This window comes from Nocardia brasiliensis, assembly GCF_011801125.1.
Lineage (GTDB): Bacteria > Actinomycetota > Actinomycetes > Mycobacteriales > Mycobacteriaceae > Nocardia > Nocardia brasiliensis_C.
On the sequence record NZ_CP046171.1, the window covers coordinates 7,084,758 to 7,107,895 of the forward strand.

23 protein-coding genes are annotated in these 23,138 nt (G+C 68.1%); 7 read left to right on the forward strand and 16 right to left on the reverse strand.

Annotation, left to right across the window (positions count from 1 at the left end):
* Positions 1-62: 62 nt before the first annotated feature.
* Positions 63-1,274: an NAD(P)/FAD-dependent oxidoreductase gene (locus F5X71_RS32280; RefSeq protein ID WP_238815585.1), complete on the reverse strand. Its 1,212-nt coding sequence runs from the start codon at positions 1,272-1,274 to the stop codon at positions 63-65.
* 154 nt (positions 1,275-1,428) lie between these two features.
* On the opposite strand from F5X71_RS32280, the gene F5X71_RS32285 reads away from it, so the two are divergent.
* From F5X71_RS32285 to F5X71_RS32295, 3 genes are all read left to right on the forward strand, one after another.
* A complete protein-coding gene (locus tag F5X71_RS32285) occupies positions 1,429-1,788 on the forward strand; it encodes an SPW repeat domain-containing protein (protein WP_167465392.1) in 360 nt (119 codons plus the stop codon).
* A complete protein-coding gene (locus F5X71_RS32290; RefSeq protein WP_174817175.1) occupies positions 1,788-2,450 on the forward strand; it encodes a TetR/AcrR family transcriptional regulator in 663 nt (220 codons plus the stop codon). Before F5X71_RS32285 ends, F5X71_RS32290 begins: the two co-directional genes overlap by 1 nt.
* Before the next feature lie 103 nt (positions 2,451-2,553).
* Positions 2,554-3,483, forward strand: a complete 930-nt coding sequence (locus F5X71_RS32295; RefSeq protein WP_167465393.1) for a hypothetical protein — start codon at positions 2,554-2,556, stop codon at positions 3,481-3,483.
* Positions 3,484-3,544: 61 nt separating this feature from the next.
* On the opposite strand, the gene F5X71_RS32300 is transcribed toward F5X71_RS32295, so the two are convergent.
* The gene (locus F5X71_RS32300) at positions 3,545-4,378 is read right to left on the reverse strand and encodes an alpha/beta fold hydrolase (RefSeq protein WP_167465394.1); all 834 of its coding nucleotides are present in this window, start codon (positions 4,376-4,378) and stop codon (positions 3,545-3,547) included.
* Positions 4,379-4,513: 135 nt separating this feature from the next.
* On the opposite strand from F5X71_RS32300, the gene F5X71_RS32305 reads away from it, so the two are divergent.
* Complete coding sequence (locus F5X71_RS32305) at positions 4,514-5,314, forward strand: hypothetical protein (protein WP_167465395.1); 801 nt, start codon at positions 4,514-4,516, stop codon at positions 5,312-5,314.
* Positions 5,315-5,662: 348 nt separating this feature from the next.
* Here F5X71_RS32305 and F5X71_RS32310 read toward each other — a convergent pair whose 3' ends face one another.
* From F5X71_RS32310 to hppD, 9 genes are all read right to left on the reverse strand, one after another.
* Complete coding sequence (locus F5X71_RS32310; protein ID WP_167465396.1) at positions 5,663-6,154, reverse strand: hypothetical protein; 492 nt, start codon at positions 6,152-6,154, stop codon at positions 5,663-5,665.
* Between the two features lie 165 nt (positions 6,155-6,319).
* A complete protein-coding gene (tuf, locus tag F5X71_RS32315) occupies positions 6,320-7,510 on the reverse strand; it encodes an elongation factor Tu (RefSeq protein WP_167465397.1) in 1,191 nt (396 codons plus the stop codon).
* A 102-nt stretch (positions 7,511-7,612) separates the two neighbouring features.
* Positions 7,613-9,715 (reverse strand): elongation factor G, encoded by a 2,103-nt coding sequence (gene fusA / locus F5X71_RS32320; RefSeq protein ID WP_167465398.1) that lies wholly within the window; start codon positions 9,713-9,715, stop codon positions 7,613-7,615.
* A gap of 138 nt (positions 9,716-9,853) precedes the next feature.
* Positions 9,854-10,324: a 30S ribosomal protein S7 gene (rpsG, locus tag F5X71_RS32325; protein ID WP_014988439.1), complete on the reverse strand. Its 471-nt coding sequence runs from the start codon at positions 10,322-10,324 to the stop codon at positions 9,854-9,856.
* A 1-nt stretch (position 10,325) separates the two neighbouring features.
* Positions 10,326-10,700: a 30S ribosomal protein S12 gene (gene rpsL, locus F5X71_RS32330; protein ID WP_011211612.1), complete on the reverse strand. Its 375-nt coding sequence runs from the start codon at positions 10,698-10,700 to the stop codon at positions 10,326-10,328.
* A gap of 269 nt (positions 10,701-10,969) precedes the next feature.
* Positions 10,970-11,533 carry a DUF3558 domain-containing protein gene (locus F5X71_RS32335; protein ID WP_167466905.1) on the reverse strand — a complete coding sequence of 188 codons (564 nt, stop codon included), beginning with the start codon at positions 11,531-11,533 and terminating at the stop codon, positions 10,970-10,972.
* 20 nt (positions 11,534-11,553) lie between these two features.
* A complete protein-coding gene (locus F5X71_RS32340) occupies positions 11,554-12,078 on the reverse strand; it encodes a DUF3558 domain-containing protein (protein WP_167465399.1) in 525 nt (174 codons plus the stop codon).
* 47 nt (positions 12,079-12,125) lie between these two features.
* Positions 12,126-12,338 (reverse strand): hypothetical protein, encoded by a 213-nt coding sequence (locus F5X71_RS32345; protein ID WP_167465400.1) that lies wholly within the window; start codon positions 12,336-12,338, stop codon positions 12,126-12,128.
* A gap of 70 nt (positions 12,339-12,408) precedes the next feature.
* On the reverse strand, positions 12,409-13,635 hold the full coding sequence (hppD, locus tag F5X71_RS32350; RefSeq protein ID WP_238815586.1) for a 4-hydroxyphenylpyruvate dioxygenase: 1,227 nt from the start codon (positions 13,633-13,635) through the stop codon (positions 12,409-12,411).
* Positions 13,636-13,808: 173 nt separating this feature from the next.
* Between hppD and F5X71_RS32355 the strand changes: the two genes are divergently transcribed.
* Positions 13,809-14,333 (forward strand): Lrp/AsnC family transcriptional regulator, encoded by a 525-nt coding sequence (locus tag F5X71_RS32355; RefSeq protein ID WP_167465401.1) that lies wholly within the window; start codon positions 13,809-13,811, stop codon positions 14,331-14,333.
* Between the two features lie 4 nt (positions 14,334-14,337).
* On the opposite strand, the gene F5X71_RS32360 is transcribed toward F5X71_RS32355, so the two are convergent.
* Both F5X71_RS32360 and F5X71_RS32365 read right to left on the reverse strand, forming a co-directional pair.
* The gene (locus tag F5X71_RS32360) at positions 14,338-15,447 is read right to left on the reverse strand and encodes a winged helix DNA-binding domain-containing protein (RefSeq protein WP_167465402.1); all 1,110 of its coding nucleotides are present in this window, start codon (positions 15,445-15,447) and stop codon (positions 14,338-14,340) included.
* A 31-nt stretch (positions 15,448-15,478) separates the two neighbouring features.
* Positions 15,479-16,453, reverse strand: coding sequence for an NADPH:quinone oxidoreductase family protein (locus F5X71_RS32365; RefSeq protein ID WP_167465403.1), 975 nt, complete (start codon positions 16,451-16,453; stop codon positions 15,479-15,481).
* 202 nt (positions 16,454-16,655) lie between these two features.
* Here F5X71_RS32365 and F5X71_RS32370 point away from each other — a divergent pair, with 202 nt between their 5' ends.
* On the forward strand, positions 16,656-16,979 hold the full coding sequence (locus tag F5X71_RS32370; protein ID WP_167465404.1) for a type VII secretion target: 324 nt from the start codon (positions 16,656-16,658) through the stop codon (positions 16,977-16,979).
* Positions 16,976-18,109, forward strand: a complete 1,134-nt coding sequence (locus tag F5X71_RS32375) for a transglycosylase SLT domain-containing protein (protein ID WP_167465405.1) — start codon at positions 16,976-16,978, stop codon at positions 18,107-18,109. Before F5X71_RS32370 ends, F5X71_RS32375 begins: the two co-directional genes overlap by 4 nt.
* Positions 18,110-18,118: 9 nt before the next feature.
* Here F5X71_RS32375 and F5X71_RS32380 read toward each other — a convergent pair whose 3' ends face one another.
* Genes F5X71_RS32380 through F5X71_RS32390 form a run of 3 tightly spaced genes read right to left on the reverse strand, consistent with a single transcriptional unit; the run spans position 18,119 to position 23,120 of the window.
* Entirely contained in the window at positions 18,119-19,324 is a 1,206-nt protein-coding gene (locus F5X71_RS32380) for a DUF7373 family lipoprotein (protein WP_167465406.1), read from the reverse strand.
* On the reverse strand, positions 19,324-21,267 hold the full coding sequence (locus F5X71_RS36730) for a serine/threonine-protein kinase (protein ID WP_203218237.1): 1,944 nt from the start codon (positions 21,265-21,267) through the stop codon (positions 19,324-19,326). The genes F5X71_RS32380 and F5X71_RS36730 overlap by 1 nt, the downstream gene beginning before the upstream one ends.
* Positions 21,267-23,120 (reverse strand): serine/threonine-protein kinase, encoded by a 1,854-nt coding sequence (locus F5X71_RS32390; RefSeq protein WP_167465407.1) that lies wholly within the window; start codon positions 23,118-23,120, stop codon positions 21,267-21,269. Before F5X71_RS32390 ends, F5X71_RS36730 begins: the two co-directional genes overlap by 1 nt.
* Between the last annotated feature and the right edge of the window lie 18 nt (positions 23,121-23,138).

A 23,138-nucleotide genomic window follows, 5' to 3' on the forward strand; every position in this document is an offset into this window, starting at 1 on the left:
GCGTCCGCGACGAGCGGCGGGCGGTTTTCGGTCGCGATCGCGCGACCGCGCTCTGACTGCTCTCAACTCGGCGTGCGCAACTCCGAAACCGGTGCGCCCGCCGCGATCTTCGCCCTGGTCTTCATGACCTGCGCCGTCGTGCCCGCGCCGACCACGCCGGTCAGCCTGCCCTCCCTGGAGTAGTAGGCGAGGAACTTGCGGCCGTCGTCGAGTGCCACGTCGACATCATCGGTCGCGGCAGGCGTGCCGAGCGCCTGGATCTTCACGTCGTACTGGTCGCTCCAGAAGTACGGCACCCTGGCCGCGGTCGGCGCGGCGGCACCGAGCAGCGCGCACGCCACCAGCCGGGCCTGCTCGCCCGCGTTGGTCCAGTGCTCGATCCGCTTGCTGTGCCCGGCCTGCTGCCGCCAGGCGGCCACGTCGCCGACCGCCCAGACCCGCTCGGCCGAGGTGCGGCCCACCTCGTCGGCCAGCACCCCGCCGCCCGCCGCCGGGTCGGCGAGCGCGATGCCGGATTCGGCCAGCCACTGCGTCACCGGACGCGAACCGACGCCCAGCACCACCAGATCGGCCTGCACCTGCGTGCCGTCGGACAGGATCGCGCCGCGCACCCGCTCATCCTCGGCGAGCAGGGTATGCAAGCCGACACCGCAGCGCAGGTCCACCCCTTCGGCGCGGTGCAGCCTGGCCACCAGCTCGCCTACCCGCTCACCGAGCACGCCGGCCAGCGGCGTCGGCTGCGGCTCGACCAGCACCACCGCGACACCGCGGGCCCGGAAACTGGCCGCCAGCTCGCAGCCGATGAAACCCGCGCCGATCACGAGTGCCGTTGCCGCCACGGCCAATTCGGAGCGCAGCGCGATGGCGTCGGCGTGGCCGCGCAGCACGTGCACACCGGCAAGGTCGGGCAGGCCGGGCAGGCGGCGCGGGCGCAGGCCGGTGGCGATGATCAGCTGTGCGTAGTCGAGGGCCGTGCCGTCGGCCAGACGCACCTGCCGTGCCGCGGTGTCCAGGCCGACCGCCTCGGTGCCGAGCCGCACGTCGATCCGCTTCTCGGCGTAGAACTCGTCGGGGCGCAGGGTGGTGTCGTCGGTCTCGCCGCGGACGAACTGCTTGGACAGCGGCGGCCGGTCGTAGGGCAGCCGCGCTTCGTCACCCAGCAGGACCAGCTCACCCTCGTATCCGGTCCGGCGCAATTCCTCGGCGGTGCGCAGGCCGGCCAGGCCTGCGCCCACGATCACGATCGGCGCGGTGTCTGTTGCTGAAGGTGCCACGCAGCCCACCCTAACGGTTGCTTGGTTCCACGCCGGAGTGAGCCCGATCACTCGGCGATCGCGGTGCAATCGTAGCCGTTCCGATATTGATCGGGCGGTCAATCAGGTCTATACCCAAAGGTAGGACATAATCCTGAGCCCTAGGAGGCACACCATGTTCACCGAAAGCCGCGCGCAGGACCTGCTAGCCGTCGTGCTCGGCGTCTTCGCCGCGCTCTCACCCCTGTGGCTGGACACCACCGACAAGGCGATGTGGTCGCTGATCGTGCTCGGCGTGCTCATCGCACTCACCGGGCTGGCGCAGATGTACCGGCCCGCCCTCGGTGCGAACGCCGACTACGCCATGGGCCTGTTCGGCGTGCTGCTGTTCATTTCGCCATGGGCCATGGACTTCACCGATTACCGCGGCGCATCCTGGACCGCATGGGTAGTCGGGGTAGTGACAGCGGTGGTCGCGGTAGCGGCGCTGCCGACGGTGTCGGGACGTCTGCACAGCATGGCGCCACACCACTGATGCAGATGCCGAAACCCGGTCGCCGGACCACCCGGCGGCCGGGCAAGGAACCCAAAGCCGGGCGCCGCCGCAGCGCGAAAGTCGACGGCGACGCCCGGCAACTCATCTTGGACTCGGCCGAGAAACTCTTCGCGGAACAGGGTTTCGACGCCACCGCGACGGCGGCCATCGCCGAGGCCGCCGGCGTGCCGAAAGGCCTTGTCTTCTACTACTTCCCGACCAAGGATTCGATCCTGTCGACGTTGATGACCGAGCGGGTGCCCGCCCATCCGATCGACGACATCGGCACCGTGGTCGCGCCGGGCGATCCCGCGGCCAGCCTGGTCGCGCTGGACGCCGCGCTCAACCTGCGCGACCATCACTCCTCGGTGCTGCGGGTGATCATGTGGCGCGAGGCGGACACCCACCCCGACGTCCGACGGCAATTGCGGCATCTGCGTGATCAACTGCTGGATGTCACCGCGCGGGTGCTGCAGGCGAGCGCGCCCGCGCCGGTGCGGCCCGGCACTCTGCGCGCCTGCGCGGCCGCCTGGGTCTCCGCGATGTTCGCCATCGCCAGCACCGATCGGTTGCACGCTCTCGACGGCGTGCCCATTCCCACCGCGGACGAGTTGCTCAACGTCGCCCAGGTCGTCGCCGCCGGAATGACTCAGCTCGGCTGAGTTCCGGCGAAGTGGGGATCGAAAGTTATGCACAGGGTGCGTGTTGTCCACAATTGGGGATTCGCGGGTGGTGTCCGCGAGCCGGGTAGTTCACGATCGCGGTATGGATGCACCGCAACTGGTCTCGCGACAGCAGGCGCTGGCGTGGGGAATCTCCGATAGTGAACTGCGCAGGCGCTGTCAGGACGGATCGTGGTGGCGGGTGCGGACCGGGCGCTACGTCAACGCGCCGGAGCCGGGGCTCACGCTGGCGGGGCGTCATCTGGTGCTCACGCTCGCGACCTGCGAGGCGATGCCCGAAGACGCGGTCGCCAGTCACTGTTCGGCCGTGGTGCTGCACGGCGTGCCGTGCTGGTCGATGCCGCTGGACCGGGTGCACCTGACCCGCAACCGGATCAACGGCGGGCGGGTCACCAATCAGTTGGTGGTGCATTCGGCGCAGCTGTCGCCGGAAGAGATCACCATCGTCAACGGGCTCCAGGTGACCACGGCGCCGCGGACGGTCGTCGACATCGCTCGTTCGGCGAGTTTCGCGCAGGCCGTCGTCATCGGGGACAACGCGTTGCGCCAGGGACTCACCACCGCGGAGGAATTGCGGAACTACCTTTTCCGCGCGCGGCATCGCCGTGGCGCGCGCCGCGCGGCGGCGGCCATCGCCTTCCTCGACGGGCGCAGCGAAAGCATCGGCGAGTCACGCAGCCGCATCGCCTTCCACGACGGCGGACTGCCCGCACCCGAACTGCAGGCGCGCGTGTTCACCGACGACGGGGTATGTGTCGGACGAGTCGACTTCTTGTTTCCCGAACTGGGCGTCATCGGCGAATTCGACGGAAACATCCAGCACCAGAACGCATTACGCGGGGCCCGCACCACCGATCGGGACCGACTGCGCGCACTCGGCTGGATGGTGGTCCGCTGGGGCTGGCAAGACCTCGCGGACCCGCGCCACCTGGCCGACCGCATCCGTGCCGCCGGTCGCGCCGCTGAGTACGTTCGCCGGAGCGGCTATTGGGCGGCCACGGCCCGCAATTGAGGGGTACGCGTGCGGGGCGGGTCGACGGGAAGCGGCGTGCTGCCGGATTGGCCGGAAGCGGTCAGGGGATGAAAGGGATACGGGCGGTGACGAATTCGGTGATATCGGTGGCGAATCGGGGGTGGCGAGTGACGCCGGTATGGCTGGTGCCGGAGTAGATGATCAGGCGGGAATCGGGGATGCCGTCGGCGGTTCGCCGGAAATTCTCGGTGCTGTAGCCCGCGTCGCGTTCGCCGCCGAGCACGAGTGTGGGAGCGATGATTTCGCCGAGGCGATCGGACAGGTCGAACTCGTCCTCCGCCCGGAGGAAGGCGAGGGTGTCGGCGGGATTCTTGGGACGGGCAAGCGGATCGATCAACCACATGGCCGCACCGGCCAGCCGGGCCAGCGTCGGCGAGGACACGGTGGTCGCCGCCATGTGATGCAGTGCGCGCCGACCCGCGAAAGCCGCCTCCCCATAACGGATCTGGCTCTCCCTGGCGAGCGGATCCAACCGGTAGCCCGATGACGCGACGACCAGACTCCGCACTGCGGCCGGATGATCCACCGCGAGTTGCAGCGCCACCGAGCCGCCCGAGGACACTCCGACCACGTCGACCGCCATGCCGAACTCGGCACGCAAGGCGTCGGCGTGCTCGGCCGCGATATCGGCCATGGTGGTGCCCGCCGCCATGCCCGGTGCCCTGCTCACCGCGTAGACCCGGAAGTGCCTGGCCAAGGGTGCCAGCATCTTGATCTCCGAATCCCGCATCCAGCCGCGCGGATTGGCGTGATCGGGCGTGAACCACCGCAGAAACACCAGCGGACGCCCGGCGCCCAGCGCCAGGTAGGGCATGCCGTGCCGCAGCGTACCCTCGGTGACGTCCAGGTCGGCGGCAACGGTGGACTTGCTCATCGGTTCCTCCAGATCTGCTGGTGCGCTCTCCCCCTCGACGCTAACGAAGACAGTGCGGCCGCGCGATAACCTCGGAGGTCATCGTCGCGCGCCTGCCGCCGCCACTGTCCGCGGTAAACCGTTGCACCGCAACCCGTGGCCACCTACCTCCGGAGCAGCTGGGCGCCCGGCCAAAACCGCAGCGCCGCTGAAGCATTCGCCCCCGAGCAGACCACGCGGGCCAGCTCGCCAGTCGCGCGTCCGCGAGACCGCACTAGGGTGGCGGGCATGCGTATCGCGGCACTGGTTGCCCTTGTTCTGGCGCTGAGCGCCTGCTCCCAATCCACCGGCGGCCATCCACAGGCCGCGCAGGACCAACCGCCGGCGACGACCGCTACCGCCGCACCCTCATCGACACCGGCCAGCCGCGAAAGCCAACTGAAGGAGCGCATCGCATGGGTGCGGGCGGGCAGCGCGGTCGACGTCGGCCAGTATCACTCCGTCACCACCGATGGCAGGCCCGTCACCGCGTTGACCGGCGATATCGCGTTCACCAGCCCCACAGGCAAGATCAGCTGCAGCACCGGAACCGCCTATGGGATCGACGGACTCAACTGTGTCGTCAAGCTGAAGAACCCGGTGGCCAAGCCCGGTGAAGGCTTCGGAAACTGGGACGGCGGCTACGTCAACTACACCGGCACCGCCCTGACCGTCGGCCAATTCCGTGGCGACCCAGGGCTTTTCGTCAACGGCAACGGTCAGACACTGCCCTACGACAGCACCGTGACCTTCGAGCGCTACACCTGCCGCATCGCGACGAACGGACTCACCTGCGTCAACCCGTCCGACGGCAGCGGCGTGCAGATGAGCGACGACGGCATTCTCGCACTCGGCTGCCTGCGTGAAGTCGCCGCAGACCAACGCGAAACCGCAGTCGGCCAAGCCTTTCACTGCTGACCCCCGCCGCCTCGACGAGCCGGTGCTTGTCGTGAAACGCCGCAAAAGGCCGAAGCGTCAGTCGGTGGCTTTCGGGTGCCCGACCGCTGCCGGTCACCTCGTATTGCCAGCGTTCCAGCGCGACGCCCTTCCAGGTCGCGACACCGAGCGCGCCTTTGAGCCGGTGCTGTCGATCCGGGTTCGATTTCGCCCTCGGGTCGGCTCTGATCGCCTCGTACGCTCGACGCAGGTTGCCGGGCACCTGAGCCGCCAACTACTCCCAGCCCGTGCAGGATTCGCTGGTGGCCAAACGAATGTCGAATTCGGTGCCGACCGCGGGCGGCGCGGCGCGATCACCGCGTTTGGGGCTCACCGATCGGACTCGGGAACGTCGGGCATCGGCGCCGGGCCGAAATCACCTTCCGGCTCTTTGGCGACCAATTCGAGCAATGCGGGATCGGCGTAGATCTCGGCGGTGTGCCGCCACTGCGTCAGCAGGGACGCGATCGGGGCGAGGTTCTCCAAGGCCGCCGCACCCTGCGCGACCGCGACGAGTTCACTCAGGAACTGATCCAGGTCCACCTCGGGCAGGAATACCACCCACGGCACGGCGTCCGGCAGCACGTCACGGACGGCCTGCGCACCGACTCGCCGAATCAGCCCAGCAAGCAGCCGCGCGGTGAAATCGACAACCGCGCCCTCCGCGTCGAGCTGTTCCACCCGCATCAGCGCGAGGTCGCCCGCATCCCTACGGCGCAAACGCACCGCGCGAACCTGACCCAGCAGCCCGGCCGTGACCGCGGGCTTGTGTAGCAGTTCGCTGAACGGGACCACGTCATACGCCGCACTCTTGACATCCACGCTACCTTGGATGTCCTCTTTGGCGTCAGATCGAGATCGCCGACGTCGATGAACCCGTCGTGTTCCGTGCGGCGGAGCTGGCCGAAGTCCTCAGGCGTTCTCCCCGGAAACGCCGAACGGCGCCGCTCCGGGGAGCGACGCCGTTCGGGTTGGTGATTCAGCGAATCACTTGATGATCTTCGTGACGCGACCGGCGCCGACGGTGCGGCCACCCTCGCGGATCGCGAAGCGCAGACCCTCGTCCATGGCGACCGGCTGGATCAGCTTGACGGACATCTCGGTGTTGTCACCGGGCATGACCATCTCGGTGCCCTCGGGCAGGGTCACAACGCCCGTCACGTCAGTCGTACGGAAGTAGAACTGCGGACGGTAGTTGTTGAAGAACGGGGTGTGGCGGCCACCCTCGTCCTTCGACAGGATGTAGGCCTGGCCCTCGAACTCGGTGTGCGGGGTGGTGGTGCCCGGCTTCACGACGACCTGGCCACGCTCGACATCTTCGCGCTTGATACCACGAACGAGCAGACCGACGTTGTCGCCCGCCTGGCCCTGATCGAGCAGCTTGCGGAACATCTCGATACCGGTGACGGTGGTCTTGGTGCTCTTCTCGCGGATGCCGACGATCTCGACTTCCTCGTTCACGTTGATGATGCCGCGCTCGACACGACCGGTGACGACGGTGCCACGACCGGTGATGGTGAACACGTCCTCGACGGGCATGAGGAACGGCTTCTCGGTCTCACGGACCGGGTCCGGGATGGACTCGTCGACGGCGCTCATCAGTTCCAGCACCGACTCGGTCCACTTCGGGTCGCCCTCGAGCGCCTTCAGGCCGGAGACGCGCACGACCGGCGCATCCTCGTCGAACTCCTGGGCGGCCAGCAGTTCGCGGACCTCCATCTCGACGAGCTCGAGGATTTCCTCGTCGTCGACCATGTCCGACTTGTTCAGCGCGACCAGGATGTAGGGCACGCCGACCTGACGGGCGAGCAGCACGTGCTCACGCGTCTGGGGCATCGGGCCGTCGGTGGCGGCGACCACGAGGATGGCACCGTCCATCTGCGCCGCACCGGTGATCATGTTCTTGATGTAGTCGGCGTGACCCGGCGCATCGACGTGCGCGTAGTGGCGCTTCTCCGTCTGGTATTCGACGTGGGAGATGTTGATCGTGATACCACGAGCCTTCTCTTCCGGCGCCTTGTCGATCTGATCGAAGGCAAAGCTCTCGTTCAGATCCGGGTACTTGTCAGCCAGCACCTTCGTGATCGCTGCGGTCAGCGTGGTCTTGCCGTGGTCGACGTGACCGATGGTGCCGATGTTGACGTGCGGCTTTGTCCGCTCGAACTTCGCCTTCGCCACTTCTTTGTCCTCCTGGACTTGTTGGTGCGTGCAGTTGCAGCAGTGCGGGGATCATCCCCGCTTACGCGGGGAATCGGGTATTGATTCGCGCCCGAAGAGTAATTACTCGCCGGTCGCCTTGGCGATGATCTCCTTCGACACGTTGGCCGGAACCTCCGCGTACGAGTTGAACACCATGGAGAAGTTCGCCCGGCCCTGGGTCTTCGACCGCAGGTCACCGATGTAGCCGAACATCTCCGAGAGCGGAACCAGCGCCTTGACGACACGGGCACCACTGCGTTCCTCCATGGCCTGGATCTGGCCACGGCGGGAGTTCAGGTCGCCGATCACGTCGCCCATGTACTCCTCGGGCGTGGTGACCTCGACCGCCATCAGCGGTTCGAGAATCACCGGACCGGCCTTGCGGGCCGCTTCCTTCAGTGCCTGCGAGCCGGCGATCTTGAACGCCATCTCCGAGGAGTCGACGTCGTGGTATGCACCGTCGAGCAGGGTCACCTTCAGGTTGACCAGCGGGTAACCGGCGAGCACACCGTACTGCATGGCATCCTGCGCGCCGGCGTCCACCGACGGGATGTACTCACGCGGCACGCGGCCACCGGTGACCTTGTTCTCGAATTCGTAGGTCGCGCCGTCCTCGCCGACGAACGGCTCGAGGCCGATGATGACCTTCGCGAACTGGCCGGAGCCACCCGTCTGCTTCTTGTGGGTGAACTCGAGCTTCTCCACCGTCTTGGTGATGGTCTCGCGGTAGGCCACCTGCGGCTTGCCGATGTTGGCCTCGACCTTGAATTCGCGCTTCATCCGGTCGACGTAGATGTCGAGCTGCAGCTCGCCCATGCCACCGATGACCGTCTGACCGGTTTCCTGGTCCAGCTTCACGTTGAAGGTGGGGTCCTCTTCCGCGAACTTCTGGATCGCGGTACCCAGCTTCTCCTGGTCGGCCTTGGTCTTCGGCTCGATGGCGACCTCGATGACCGGATCCGGGAAGGTCATCGACTCCAGCACGATCTGGCTGTTCGGATCGCACAGCGTGTCACCGGTGGTGGTGTCCTTCAGGCCGATGACCGCGTAGATGTGGCCGGCCTGCGCCTCGGTGACCGGGTTCTCCTTGTTGGAGTGCATCTGGAACAGCTTGCCCAGACGCTCCTTCTTGCCCTTGGTCGAGTTGATGACCTGGGCGCCGGAGTCGACCTTGCCCGAGTACACGCGCACGTAGGTCAGCTTGCCGAAGAACGGGTGCGTCGCGACCTTGAACGCCAGGGCCGCGAACGGCTCGGTGACGCTCGCGTCGCGGTGCAGGACCTCGTCCTCCTTGCCCGGGACGTGGCCGTCGGTGCCACCATCGTCCAGCGGGGTCGGCAGGTAGTCGATCACGGCGTCGAGCATGGGCTGCACGCCCTTGTTCTTGAACGCCGAACCACACAGCACGGGGTAGAGCTCGGAGTTGACCGTCATCTTGCGGATGGCGCCCTTGATCTCCTCGATCGAGAGCTCCTCACCACCGAAGAACTTCTCCAGCAGCGCCTCGTCGGACTCGGCGACGGTCTCCAGCAGTTCCTGGCGGTACTGCTCGGCCCGCTCCTTGAGGTCGGCCGGGATCTCCTGGACCTCGTACTTCTCGCCGAGCTTGGTCTCGCCCTTCCAGACCTTGGCGTTCATCTCGACCAGGTCGACGATGCCCTCGAAGGTGTCCTCCGCGCCGATCGGCAGCTGGATGACCAGCGGCTTCGCGCCGAGGCGGTCCTTGATGGTCTGCACGGTGAAGTAGAAGTCCGCGCCGAGCTTGTCCATCTTGTTGACGAAGCAGATTCGCGGCACGTCGTACTTGTCGGCCTGTCGCCACACCTGCTCGGACTGCGGCTCGACACCTTCCTTGCCGTCGAACACCGCGACGGCGCCGTCGAGCACGCGCAGCGACCGCTCCACCTCGACGGTGAAGTCGACGTGCCCGGGGGTGTCGATGATGTTGATCTGGTTGTCGTTCCAGAAGCACGTGGTAGCCGCGGAGGTGATGGTGATACCACGCTCCTGCTCCTGCGCCATCCAGTCCATGGTGGCGGCGCCATCATGAACCTCACCGATCTTGTAGGTGATACCGGTGTAGAAGAGGATGCGTTCAGTTGTGGTCGTCTTGCCCGCATCAATGTGGGCCATGATGCCGATGTTGCGGACCTTGTTCAGGTCGGTGAGCACGTCCTGTGCCACGGAAATCTTCCCCGCTCGTAGCTAGTTGGGATTTTCGGGGACGACCCTGTGGTCGTCACTATGTCAACGCCGGCAGCGACAGGTGAGTGCCGCGGCAGGCTGTGCCTCCCGACCCAATAACAACGGGCCGGGCAGACGTCACCAGCGGTAGTGCGCGAAGGCCCGGTTCGACTCGGCCATCTTGTGGGTGTCCTCGCGACGCTTGACCGAGGCACCGAGACCATTGCTGGCATCGAGCAGCTCGTTGGCGAGACGCTCGACCATGGTCTTCTCGCGACGCGCCCGCGAGAAGTTCACGAGCCAGCGCAGCGCAAGGGTGTTGGCGCGGCCGGGACGAACCTCGACCGGCACCTGGTAGGTGGCGCCACCGACGCGGCGCGGCTTCACCTCGAGCGACGGCTTGACGTTGTCGAGCGCGCGCTTGAGGGTGACGACCGGATCGGTGCCGGTCTTGTCGCGTGCCTGCTCCAGCGCGCCGTAGACGATGCGCTCGGCGGTGGACTTCTTGCCGTCCAGCAGGATCTTGTTGACCAGCTGAGTGACCAGCGGCGAACCGTAGACCGGGTCGTTGATCAGCGGACGCTTGGGTGCGGGGCCCTTGCGTGGCATATCAGCTCTTCTCCTTCTTGGCGCCGTAACGGCTGCGGGCCTGCTTGCGGTTCTTCACACCCTGGGTGTCGAGCGAGCCGCGGATGATCTTGTAGCGCACACCGGGGAGGTCCTTCACACGACCGCCGCGCACGAGCACCATCGAGTGCTCCTGGAGGTTGTGGCCCTCACCCGGGATGTAGGCCGTGACCTCGACCTGGCTGGTCAGGCGAACACGCGCGACCTTACGCAGCGCGGAGTTCGGCTTCTTCGGGGTCGTGGTGTACACGCGGGTGCACACGCCACGACGCTGCGGGCTCCCCTTGAGGGCCGCGGTCTTGGTCTTCGCGACCTTGTCGCGGCGACCCTTGCGGACCAGCTGGTTGATCGTTGGCATAGACCGGCTTTCCTTATTAGTTAACGCGGTGTCTGGAACTTCATGTCTGTTAATCGAGCTTTCACCCGCACGTCCAACCACGTTTCTCGCGTCCCGAGGTCGGGCGTGTCGCGCGCGGCGCAGGGCCCGAATTACGGGCACGCTGGAGGTGTCAGCCGCTTTCGCTGGCCTACGGTCACGCACGAACTTGCCCGCATGCTTCCGGGCACAGCGATCCACGATACTCGGGGTCGCGACACAGGGTCAAAGCGGGGTGTCTGGAGACCCCGTCACCTGGCCAAGTTCAGGGTCAACTCTACGAGCTTCTTCGCGCCCGCGCACGGATCCGGATGCGCCGATCCCGGGCGATAGTTGATCCAGAACCCGATCACGCCCTGATCCGCCGCGCCCGCGCTGACCCCGCAGGAGTCGGGGTCGTTCGGCCGCCGGATCTCCAGCGCGCGCCGCCCCTCGATCGTGACGTTGGTGGTGGTGTAGCCGAGTTTGTCGTTGGTGGTCTTCTCGTTGTTCAGCGCGCCGATCTCGTACCAGTTCAGCGTGACCATGGCATTGCCGCCCGGTGCGCCCTGCACGTCCCACATGCAGATCGCACCGTAGAAGGAGGGCTGCGGGAACGCTTCCTTGGCGCCGACCGCCTCGGCGATCTGATCGAGCCGCACCACCTCGCATTCGCGAAGCAGCTTGTCGAACTTGGTGTTCACGCTCTCGCCGGTGCCGGAGCCTGCCGGAAAGGCCTCGCCGCTGATCGTCTGTCCGCAGCCCGAAGCGGCGGCAGCGAGAGTCAACACGGTGGCCGCGGTGAGTATTCCGCGGGTCAGGTCACGACGCCGCATTGCCATTGCCGTCCGTCCCCTCACTTCAGCCGCTGCACGGTCAGTTCGGCGAGTTTGCGCATCCGATCGCACGGGTTGCCGTCCGGGGGGAACACACCGAAGGACATCGACCATTCGAAGAAGTCGTCATCGAGTTGCACGGCCAGATCGCAGACCGCGCCGCCCGGCTCGAGTGCCTGCCATCCACTGCGACCGCCGACATCGATCGTTTGTGGATTGCGTCCCTGCGTCGAGACCCACGCCTTCTCTCGCGCGATCGGGCTGCCTCGATAGGAGGCGAAGGTGACGCTGGGCGAACCGTACCCGGCCGACTGCCAATTGCAGCCGACCGAATTCTTCAGCACCTGGGAAATCTGGCCGAGGCCCGCGGTATCGCGCACCTCGTCGTCGGTGACATGCCCGCACTCCCCGACGAACGGACCGAGCGTGGCGACCTTCGGCGGCGGCCGCAATGGGGTGGCGTCATCGGAGTCGCCGCCGGAGCCGCACGCCGTCAGCACCAGAGACAGCACTGCCGCACAGCCCGCCAACGCCCCTATCCGCATGCTTGCACTCTACCTAGGCGAACCGGCGAAATCGGGAACGTGCGAACTCACTGACCACCGTCGGGGACGCGTAACTCGTAGGCGTGCATCGACTCGATGTAGACGCACTGGGCCGGGCCGGACTTGTAGCGCGACATGGCGGACAGGCAGTCGTCGAGGGTCGGATAGTAGGAGGGGGCGGGTTCGGCGTGCGCCGTCGCGCCCGCCCCCAGGGCGAGCGCGACGGCCAGCGAGACCGCTGCGGCAGATCTGTCGAGCACTGCGGCCCTCCCCCAGCATCCGGCGATGAACCCTCGGAGCGTACTGCCGGTTACTCAGGGCCACAACCGATCACAGATTGCCGCGCGCCTCCTGCTCCTTCTCGATCGCCTCGAACAACGCCTTGAAGTTGCCCTTGCCGAAGCCGAGCGAGCCGTGCCGCTCGATCAGTTCGAAGAAGACGGTGGGCCGGTCGGTGATCGGTTTGGTGAAGATCTGCAGCAGGTAGCCGTCCTCGTCCCGGTCGACCAGGATGCCGCGGCTCTTGAGCTCTTCGACCGGGACGCGCACCTTGCCGATCCTGGCCCGCAGCTCCGGGTCGTCGTAGTAACTGTCGGGGGCGTCGAGGAATTCGACGCCTTCCCGGCGCAGCGCGTCGACGCAGGCGAGGATGTCGCCGGTGGCGAGCGCGATGTGCTGCACGCCGGGGCCGCGATAGAACTCGAGGTATTCGTCGATCTGCGAACGCTTCTTGGCCACCGCGGGCTCGTTCAGCGGGAACTTCACCCGGTGGTTGCCGTTGGCGACGACCTTGCTCATCAGCGCCGAGTACTCGGTGGCGATGTCGTCGCCGACGAACTCGGCCATGTTGGTGAATCCCATGACGCGGCGGTAGAACTCGACCCACTCGTCCATCTGGCCGAGCTCGACGTTGCCGACCACGTGGTCGATGGCCTGGAACAAGCGCTTCGGGGCGCCCTCGCGCGGCTGGTAGCCGGCCTTGCGGGTGACGTAGCCGGGCAGGTAGGGGCCGTCATAGCCGGAACGGTCGACCAGCGTGTGCCTGGTCTCGCCGTAAGTGGCCAGCGCCGCGCTGCGGACGGTGCCGAATTCGTCTGTGTCGTCATGAGGTTCGACGAGCACGGTGGCGCCGTGGTTGCGCGCCCATTCGACGCAGCGGTCTACGTCGGGCACCTCGAGCGCGATGTCGACGACGCCGTCGCCGTGGCGGTCGTGGTGGCCGACCAGCGGGCTGTCCGGGTCGACCGCGCCCTTGACCACGAAGCGCGCGCTACCGCTGCGCAATACATAGGCCTTGTGATCACGGTTGCCGGTCTCGGGACCGGAGTAGGCCTCCAGGCGCATACCGAAGGCGGATTCCAGGTAGTGCGCGGTCTGCGTCGCGTTGCCGACCACCCAGACCAGGGCGTCCCAGCCGATCACGGGGAACGGGTCGGCGCTGCTGTCGTGGTCGACGAGGCCGACGAGCTTGCGCAGCTCGTTGTCGGTGGGGGCCGTGCTGGTCAGGTCATCGGCTGGCGTGCTGGACCGGGCGTTCGGCAGGTGCTCGATGGTCATGCACCAAGTAATCGTCAGCCCCTGCCCGATAGGCAACAGCGGCCAATTTCGATAGACACTGTGGCGAATTCGGCTAGGAAGTACCCCTGAATGCTGGACAATTTGAATAGCACCAAGATGCTGGTGCTCATCCCGGCTGGGAAGCCCAGCCCGTGCTCGGAACGGAGGCCGACATGTCGCGCACGCCGGCGAAACTGGACGAACTCGATCTCGCGATCCTCACCGCGATGCATGAATATCAGAAGGCGGGGATTCTCGAGCTGTCCCGCCGGACGCGGGTGGCCAGGGCGACCGTGCAGTCCAGGATCGGACGGATGGAGGAGGCGGGCATCATCGCCTCCTACGACCCGCAGATCGATGTCACCGCAGCGGGTTTCGACGTGCAGGCGTTCGTCACGCTGGAGATCGCGCAGGGCGCGCTGGACGCCGTCGCGGCCGAACTCGAGGCCATCCCCGGGGTGCTGGAGGCCTACGCGACCACCGGCTCGGGTGACGTGTGGTGCCGGATCGGCGCGGACTCGCACGCGGGCCTGCAGACGGTGCTGCTGAGCATCGACCGGACCTCGTCGGTGGTGCGATCGCACAGTGTCATCGTGCTGTCCACGGTGGTGCCGATGCGCACGCTGCCCCTGCTGCGCACCCTCGATCCGGCGGGCACGACCAAGGCGCCCGCCTATCGCGTGACGCCGGACAAGTAGCGGGTCAGGGACGCAGGTCGGCGTCGACGTCGAGGATCTCCACCCTCGGCTCCTTGTCCGCCTCCATGAAGGCAAGCAGCGCATGGCTTTCCGCGTCGACGGCGGCACGCTCGGCCCTGGTCCACTTGCGGGTGGGGCTGATCCGCAGCCGGGCGACGCCGGCGTCCGCGAAGATCTTGTACAGCCCGGCGACGTAGCCGTCGACCAGCACCGGCGCCACCGCGGCGGCGAAGCGGCGCAGGTGCGGCGCGTCGCCGTCGGGCACGATCCTGGTCCGATCCTGGTGCGAGAGCACCGCGTTGTCGTACCAGCCGAGCAGCCGCACCGGGGCGGGCAGTTCCGGATCCGCCAGCACACCGTCGGCGACGTCGTAGAGCGTGCGGCCGCGGTCGTCGGTGTAGGTCCGCACCCGGTCCCCGAGCTGTGCGATCGCCTGCTTCATGCCGAGCATCCGCGACCAGGTCTGCATGTCCATGGTGCTGGCCGGGCCGAACGCGCGCAGATAGCGAAACAGCAACTCCGCCAGCGGATAGCTCGGATCGAGCGGCGTGCCGAGCCACGGCTCGACCCGCGACCAGATCGGCCTGCTGCTGTCCTTCCACTTGCCGCGCGGCGGGGTCTGCAACACCGGCAGCTGGTAGAGCCAGGTCTGCACGACCATGCTCGGATTGCGGTCGGGATAGATCTTCTCGGCCGCCGCGCGCAGGGCGGCGGCCGACATCGGTTCGTCACCGAGCACCCGTTCGCCGTGCGCGCGGACCTCGTCGGGGTCCAGCCCGATCATCGCCCCGTAGTTGAAACCCTTTCGGAAGGGCACCTTTTCGAGCTCCGGCTGGATGTGCGGCGCGATCCGTAACGCGTCGGGCGGGGTCACCAGGTGAATGGTGCCGCGCATCAGGGTGATCCGGACCAGCGATCGGTCCTCGAGCGCCGTGGACACCGTCTCCGGATCGAAGTCCGCGATCCGGCTCCACAGCGCGACGAACGGCGGCGGGGAGTCCTGCGCCTGCAAACCGACGAGGTGATCACACATCTCGTGCGCCGAGAGGCGCGAGCGCTCCAGCAGATGCTGGCGAGCCAGCAGGGTTCGGTTCAATACCCGGTTGCACAGCATGTGGTGTTCCCTGGGGTTGCTTCGCCGCGCCTCAGCGCAGCGTGACCACGACCTTGCCGGTCGCTGTGCGGTTGTCCAGCGAGGCCACCGCCTCGGCCGCGCGCTCCAGCGGATACAGCACCGGCTCCGGCGCCGCGATCTCGCCGCTCGCCAGCAGCGGTTCCACCTCGGCCCACTGTTCGGCCAGGTAGCCGGGATGGGTCATCACCCATTCGCCCCAGGCCGCGCCGGTCACCTCGACGTTCTTGAGCAGCAGGCGATTCACCTTCACGGTGGGGATCTCCCCCGCGGTGAAGCCGACGACCAGCAGCCTGCCCGCCGACGCGAGCGAGCGGATGCTGTCGGTGAACCGGTCACCGCCGACCGGGTCGAGCACGATGTCCACGCCGCGCCCACCGGTCAGTTCCTTGACCGCGGCGAGCCAGCCGTCGGTGAGCACCACGTCGGTCGCGCCGTTGGCGCGCGCCACCTCGGCCTTGGCCTCGGTGCTGACCACCGCGATCACCCGGCCCGCGCCGAGCGCGGCCGCCATCCGCAGGGTCGAGGTGCCGATCCCGCCCGCGGCGCCGTGCACCAGCACGGTCTCGCCCGCGGCCAGCCTGCCGCGGTTGCACAGGCAGAAGTGCACGGTGAGGTCGTTGAACAGGATGCCAGCACCGGCTTCGAGCGAGACGTTGTCGGGCAGGCGGAACACCATCTGCGCGGGCGCGACGGCGACCTCGCCCATGGCGTTGCCGAGCAGGGTCAGCGCCACCACCCGATCGCCGGGCGCGACGTGCGCGTCCGCGGGCGCCTCGCGCACGGTGCCCGCCACCTCACCGCCGACCACGAACGGCAGTTCCGGCTTCATCTGGTAGAGCCCGCGGGTCATGAGCACATCGGGAAACGCGACACCGGCCGCGTGCACGTCGATCACCACGCCACCCGGATAGGCGGCGGGCTCCGGAATGTCGACGATCTCGATCGATTCCGGTCCCTCGAGCTTGCTGACCTGGGCTGCGCGCATCTGCCGACCTCTCTGTCCTGGCATCGGCTCGTCCGGCGCCGACGCCGCCGTGATCAACATAACTGACGCCGCGGTAGGTAGTCCTTTTTCGCGACCACTCTGCCGGACTGCCACCGACTGCCGACCTGCGCTCGACAACCGTGCCGACCAGCCGATTTTGCTATGCTGACCGCGACCTACGGTCGGGCGGGAAGGGGGACTCATGGTCGAACGTAATCAGCCACCTGCGACGAACATGCAGGTCGATCCAGCGGCGCTGCGATCGTTCGCGCAAACACTCGACACCGAGGCAAGCGAGGTCGGCGGGCTCAATTCGGGCAGCGCGTTCACCGACGCGGCAACCGCGCTGCCCGGCACCGAATTCGGCGCCGCGGCCCAGCAGGCCGACGATGTCGTGCATCGGTGCCTGCAGCGGATCGGCGGCAGGCTCACCACCCTCGCGGGCACCATGCACAATGCCGCGGGCAAATACGAACTGGCCGAAGACGACTTCGCCGCGAAGCTCCGCTCGATCGGACTGTCATGACGCTCACCATCACCGACGTGGAGAACTGGAAGCCGGAACAGCTGACCACCGCGGGCAACCACGCGGGCACGATCTCGCAGGGCCTCGACACAGCGGTCGGCAAGGGTTCCTCGGCCACCGCCGCGCTCTCGGACGCCCAGAAGTGGTCGGGCAACGCGGGTGCCGCGGCGAACACCAGGATGGACACCGAGAAGACCCGCGCCTCCGCGGTCAGCGCCGCACTGCTGGAGCTGAAGACGGCGTTCACCGCCCAGGTAACCAACCTGTCCGAGGCGAAAACCAAGGTCCTGCAACTGCGCGACGACGCGGTCAACCAGCAGCCGCCCTTCGATGTCCAGGCCAACGGCACCGTCACCGCCGATACCCGGATCGCGGCCCTGCGCGCGCACTCCGACAAGGCGAACGTCGAGAACCTCGTCCTCGACGAAACCCTCGCGGCCGCGACCCGCACCTGGGACCTGACCAATGCGCTCAAGTCCGCCGAAACCGTGGCAGGCCAAGCGAAGACGCAGGTGGACACGGCGGTCGGCAAGCTGGAGCAGGCCTTCGCCGGGCTCGGCGACCCCGGCGCGAATATCCCGGCACCGCCGGTGAGCACCGCGCCCGCCGGCGTCACGGCGCCGGTGACGAGCAAACCGTCCTCGAACGGGTCGAGCTACCTGACGAGCGGCACGCACCACGGCAGCGGCAACGGTTATTCCTCCGGCAGCCCCTATACGGGCAGCTATTCCGGCGGGCCGAGTTCGTCCGCGCCGACCGGTCCGATGCCGAGTGGCGACGTCGCGAAATGGATCGCCGAGGCGAAACAGAAACTCATCGAAATGGGTTACAAGCCCGAGGATATCGACGAGCGCGCGATCGCGCTGATCATCCAGCACGAGTCCAGCGGTAATCCGTACGCCGAGAACCGCACCGACATCAACTGGATCAACGGCCACCCGTCGAAGGGGCTCATGCAGACGATCGACAGCACGTTCAACGCCTACAAGGCACCCGGGCACGACGATATCTGGAATCCGGTGGACAACATCATCGCCGGCGTGCGCTATTCCATCGATACCTACGGCTCGGTCACCAATGTCCCCGGCGTGGTGGCGGTCAATTCCGGAAGTGCCTACCGCGGTTACTGATACGGGCGCTCAGCGGGTATTCGCGAACAGCGCGTACTGAGCGGCCGCACGTTGCTGGGTGTCCAGCAGCTGCTGGCCGATGATCAGCGCGGCGTATTCGTGATAGGCGACGAAGCACCGGAACTGCGCGCTCTTGGTCACGTTGTAGCTCTGCAGGCACCGCGCGTCCGGCACGTCCTCTGGCGGATCGAAGGCCCGCCGGTCGGCCGGGTTGTCCAATTCCACCGACTCGGTGACGAATCGCTGCGCCGCGGCCGCGTCCCGGGTGCGGAAGACGAAAACGCTCGGCGTCATCGCGACGCGATCGACCCCGGCCCGGCGCAGCACCGGATAGCGGCCGGACTGATCGAGGATGTAGTTGAGATACGCACGCAGGCTCAGCACGACCTCGCCCTGACCGTCGGGTGGGTCCACGGTGCCGGCCGGGTGCAGGGTCCGGGTGAGGACGCGGTCCGGATCCTGTTGGAGCTTGCCGAATTGGTTGGTCGGCGTCGGCGTGAACCGGTCCAGCGTGGGCAGTTCCGCGTCCAGATATTTCTGGGTGATGCCGATCAGCCGGTCCAGATCGGTGGTGCGCGCGTCGGCGAGCGTGCTGATCACGAATACGCCGTGCGCGGTCGTGCTGCCCAGGGTGGGCACCGCGGGCCGCCAATGCGCGCCGGAGCCAGGGTATTTCGGCAGCCGCACGGCGGCGTTGTCCGGACTGAGCCCGAAATCGACCGCGTTCATCTCCGCCGCGGCGGACTTCGCCGCGTCCTTGTCCGGGAACCGCAGCACCGTGACGGTGAGTCCCTCCCGTTCGCGACTGCCCTCCGTCGCGCGGGTCAGCGGCAGCACCGCGTCGGCCGAACCCGTGGAGAAGCCGACGATGAAGCCGTGCTGCTGCAGCACCGGCAGCACCGGCTCGGCGAGATAGCTGGTCAAGGTCTGCACACCGGTGTGCACCTGCGCCGACGCACCCGCGGAGTACTTCTCGTCCACCTCGTGCGGGCTCATCACGGCATCGGCCAGCCGCACGCCCTCCAGCCGGGCGTAGCCGACGGGATCCAGGCTCGACGCGATTCTCGGCACCGCCGTCGGATACCCACCGACATCGAGCTTGCGGGTGTCGGCCTCCCCCGGCAGCGCGGTGCCGCTTACCCCGCCACAGCCACAGAGCGCGAACAGGGCGGCGCAGGCCAAGACCAGACCGCGCGAGAGCGCGACCGCCCGCATCAGCGCACCACCGGCAGATTGCCCATGATGTTGCGCAGAATATCCTGTGCGGCAAGGCATTTGAACTCCGGATGGGCCGCCATGGCCGGATTCTCCACCTGCACCGTCACCACTTCCGCTGTCCCCTCCCGGCCGGGCCGGTACACCGCCTGCCGAATACAGGCGGGCGCGCTCAGATCCTGTTCGTCGACATTGACGATGTTGCCGCCGCCGAGATCGATCACGATCGGCTTGTCCGGCTGCGGGGGCGGCGGCATCCGCTCCAGCCGGACCTCGACCGTGTTGCCGCCCGCCCACTTGCACGAGTGCAACGTGTCGGCGTCGCCGCGCAGCTGACGGCCGATGCTGAGCTTGGCGACATCGACGTCGACCAGCGAGCACGGATCGATCCGAGCCAGCGACCGGCGCACGTCGGGCAGCCGCGGCCCGCCGCCGGCCAGCCGCGGCGCGAACCGCGTCACCGCCTCGTCGGCCACCGAGCACAGCTTGTCCGCGGCCCCCGCGCCGCGCACCCGGGCGACGACGGCGAACTGCGGTTCGGTCACGGCGGGCAGCAGCGCACGGCCGCAGGTGCCGTCCGGCGCCGCGGTATCCCGCAGCACCGGCGCGCCCTCGACCGTGGTGCCGGTCGCCACGAAACCGTCGCCGCGCGCGATCTCGAGGGTGAATTGATAGTCACCGGCGGCCGCAGCGCACGTGCCCCACCGGGTCGAGTGCGGCTTCTGCGTCCAGTCCCCCAGCGCGGGCACCAGCGGTTCTTTCATCGCCGCGCAGAGATCGACGGCACGCAGTTTGGTCAGGTTGAGCGCGCCGAGCGAATTCGCCTGCGGCACGGTCGATTCCTCGCCGCCGCCCCAGGCGAACGCGCCGACCACCACGGCGCCGACGAGTAGTACCGCACCGGCCAGCGCGCCGATACGCAGCCGGGCCCGGCGCCGCAGCTCGTCGCTGATCCTGGCCTCGGCGACGAGCATGCCGAGGCGGGTATCGAAGTCACCACCCGGTTGGGCCTGCTCGGGCGCCGCGCCGACGGCGGTGAACTGTGTCGCTTCCGGGTCGGCCAGCAGTGCCGACAGCTCCGTGCCCTGCCGCCGGATCGCGTCGTGCACGGCGGGCGACCACAGCGCGCCGCAGGCGCGCACGCCGCCGAGGAAGTCCAGGATCTGGCCGGGGGTGGGCCTGGCCTGCGGGTCCTTGGCCAGGCACGGTTCGACCAGGGCGCGGACCTCGGCGGGCAGATCGGTCAGGTCGGGATCGACGTGCACGATGTTGTACAGCGTGGTCGGCAGCGACGGTCCCGCGAACGGGCTGGCCCCACCGGCCGCCATGGCGAGCACCGCGCCGAGGGAGAAGACGTCACTGGCAGGCGTCAACGGCTGCGATTCGGCCTGCTCCGGCGACATGAACGCGGGCGAGCCGATGATCGAGCCGGTCCCGGTCAGCTCTGAGCGTCCCTCGGCCGCGCGCGCGATGCCGAAATCGATCACGCGCGGCCCGTCCTCGGCCAGGATGACGTTGGCGGGCTTGAGATCTCGATGAATCAGGCCGACACCGTGAATCGCGTGCATGGCCGAGGCCAGCCCGACGGCGAGGGTCCGGATCTGTTCGGCGTCGAGCGGGCCGTATTCCTTCACCGCCCGGTCCAGCGGCAACCCCGGCACGAAAACCGAGGCCAGCCAGGGCATCTCGGAGTCGACATCGAAATCTACGACGGCGGCGGTGAAGGCGCCCGACACCCGCGTCGAGGTCTGCACCTCGCGCCGGAAGCGCGACAGGAAGTCCGACTCGTCGACCAGATGCGCGTGCACCTGCTTGATGGCGACCAGGCGGCCGTCGGGTCCGGCCCCGAGCAGCACCCGGCCCATCGCCCCGGCCCCGAGCACGCCGAGCAGCCGATATCGACCGATCTGCGTGGGGTCGGTGGGCTCCAGGCGCGTCACCATCAGGACTTCCTCACTGCGTCGACAACTCCGGTCAGTACGGCTTCGGTGGTGGCACAGGCGGTGTCGGCCCGCGCCCCCGCGGACGGACGCGCCGACACCGCGATCAGCTCGCCCCGTCCCGCGACGGTGGATCGCACCAGGTGCACCGTCACGCAGGTGCCGTCCGGGTCGATCCGGCGGGCCGAGTCGAAGTCGCCGAGTTTGCCACCATCGACGAACAGTGTCGTGTATTTCGGGTCGGTATCCACGCGCTCGGCCTCGGTGAGCCGCACCGTGAGTTCGGTACTCGCACCGGTCCACGCACAGGTGTGCACGTCTCCCGGCGCCGGCCGGACGCCGGGACCGAGCCGCGTGTCGAGCAGGGTCTGCACCACGGCGGCACACGGATCCAGCCGGACGACCGAGGGATTGGGCAGCTTCGCCTGCGGCGGATCCAGCACGAGCCGGGTCGCGACGGACCGCAGCGCGGCGGCCGCCGTCCCGCACGAATCGCCTTCGGCCGCACTGATCGTCACCTCGACACCCAACGCGGCCCCGGCACGCATGGGGAGCGCGCGACCACACGATCCGGCCTGCGCGGTGGTGTCCAGCACGGTCCGGCCCGCGACCTGCTCGGACAGCGGCTTGTCGGCCGCCACCGGGATACCGACCCGAACGCGCAACCGCGTCTGCCTGCCGTCCGATTCGACGAATCGGGTTTCGCAGACCGCCGATTCGATCGGCTCGGCCGCCACCGGCTGGCCCAGATCGCCGATCACGTCGGGACCGAGCAAGGCGCACGTGTCGATGAGCCGCGCTTGCGCGTCGGACAGCTCCAGCGCGCGATTCGCCAGCGGATCAGCGGGTTTCGGCGGGTCGTCCCGGCTGAGCAGCACGCCGGTGACCGTGCCCGCCGCCGCCAGGACCAGGACGGCCGCTGCCGCAGCCCAGCTGCGGCCGCGGCGCGCAGGCTCGGCGGCTGGATCGCCTCCTGCGGCCGCCCAGCGGTCGGCCTCGGCCCGGTCTCCGGTGATCTGCCGGCGCACCGATGCCGGCCAGCCGGACCTGGCCGGCATCGTCGCCACCGCGTCGATCAGCTGGTGCGGTGTCGGCCGGTGCCGCGGGTCCTTCGCCAGACAGGCGTCGACGACCGGGCGCAGCGCCGCCGGGATCCCGCTGGTGTCCGGCCGGTGGTGCACCACGTTGTACAGCGTCTGCGGCGCCGACGCGCCGAGGAACGGACTGTCCCCGGTCGCGGCCATGAACAGCATCGCGCCGACCGAGAAAACATCACTGGCCGTATCGAGTTCGTGGCCGACGGCCTGTTCGGGTGACATATACGCCGGGGAGCCGACGAGTGTGCCGGTGGTGGTGAGCTGCACCTCGGCCTCGAGCGCACGGGCGATGCCGAAGTCGATCACGCGCGGACCGTCCTCGGCCAGCAGCACATTCGCGGGTTTGAGATCGCGGTGGACCATGCCCGCGCGGTGGATCTCGACGAGCGCGGACCCGAGTCCCGCGGTGAGCAGGCGCAAGCCGCCCAACGGCAGCGGCCCCTGCCGGTCGACGGCCGCGCGCAACCCGGGGCCCGGCACGAAAACCGAGGCCAGCCAGGGGTCCTCGGCATCGGGGTCGGCGTCCATCACGGCCGCGGTGTAGGCGCCGGTGACCCGCTGTGAGGCTTGGACTTCCAGGCGGAAGCGGGCGCGGAACTCGGCGTTGCGGGCGAGGTGCCGGTGGATCATCTTGACCGCGACAAGGCGGCCGTCGGGGGCACGCCCGAGCAGGACCCGGCCCATCGCGCCCTGCCCGATGACGGCGAACAACCGGTGCCGTCCCGCGGTGCGCGGATCATGCGGGCCGAGCGGTCTCACCCTGGTTCCTCCCCTGAC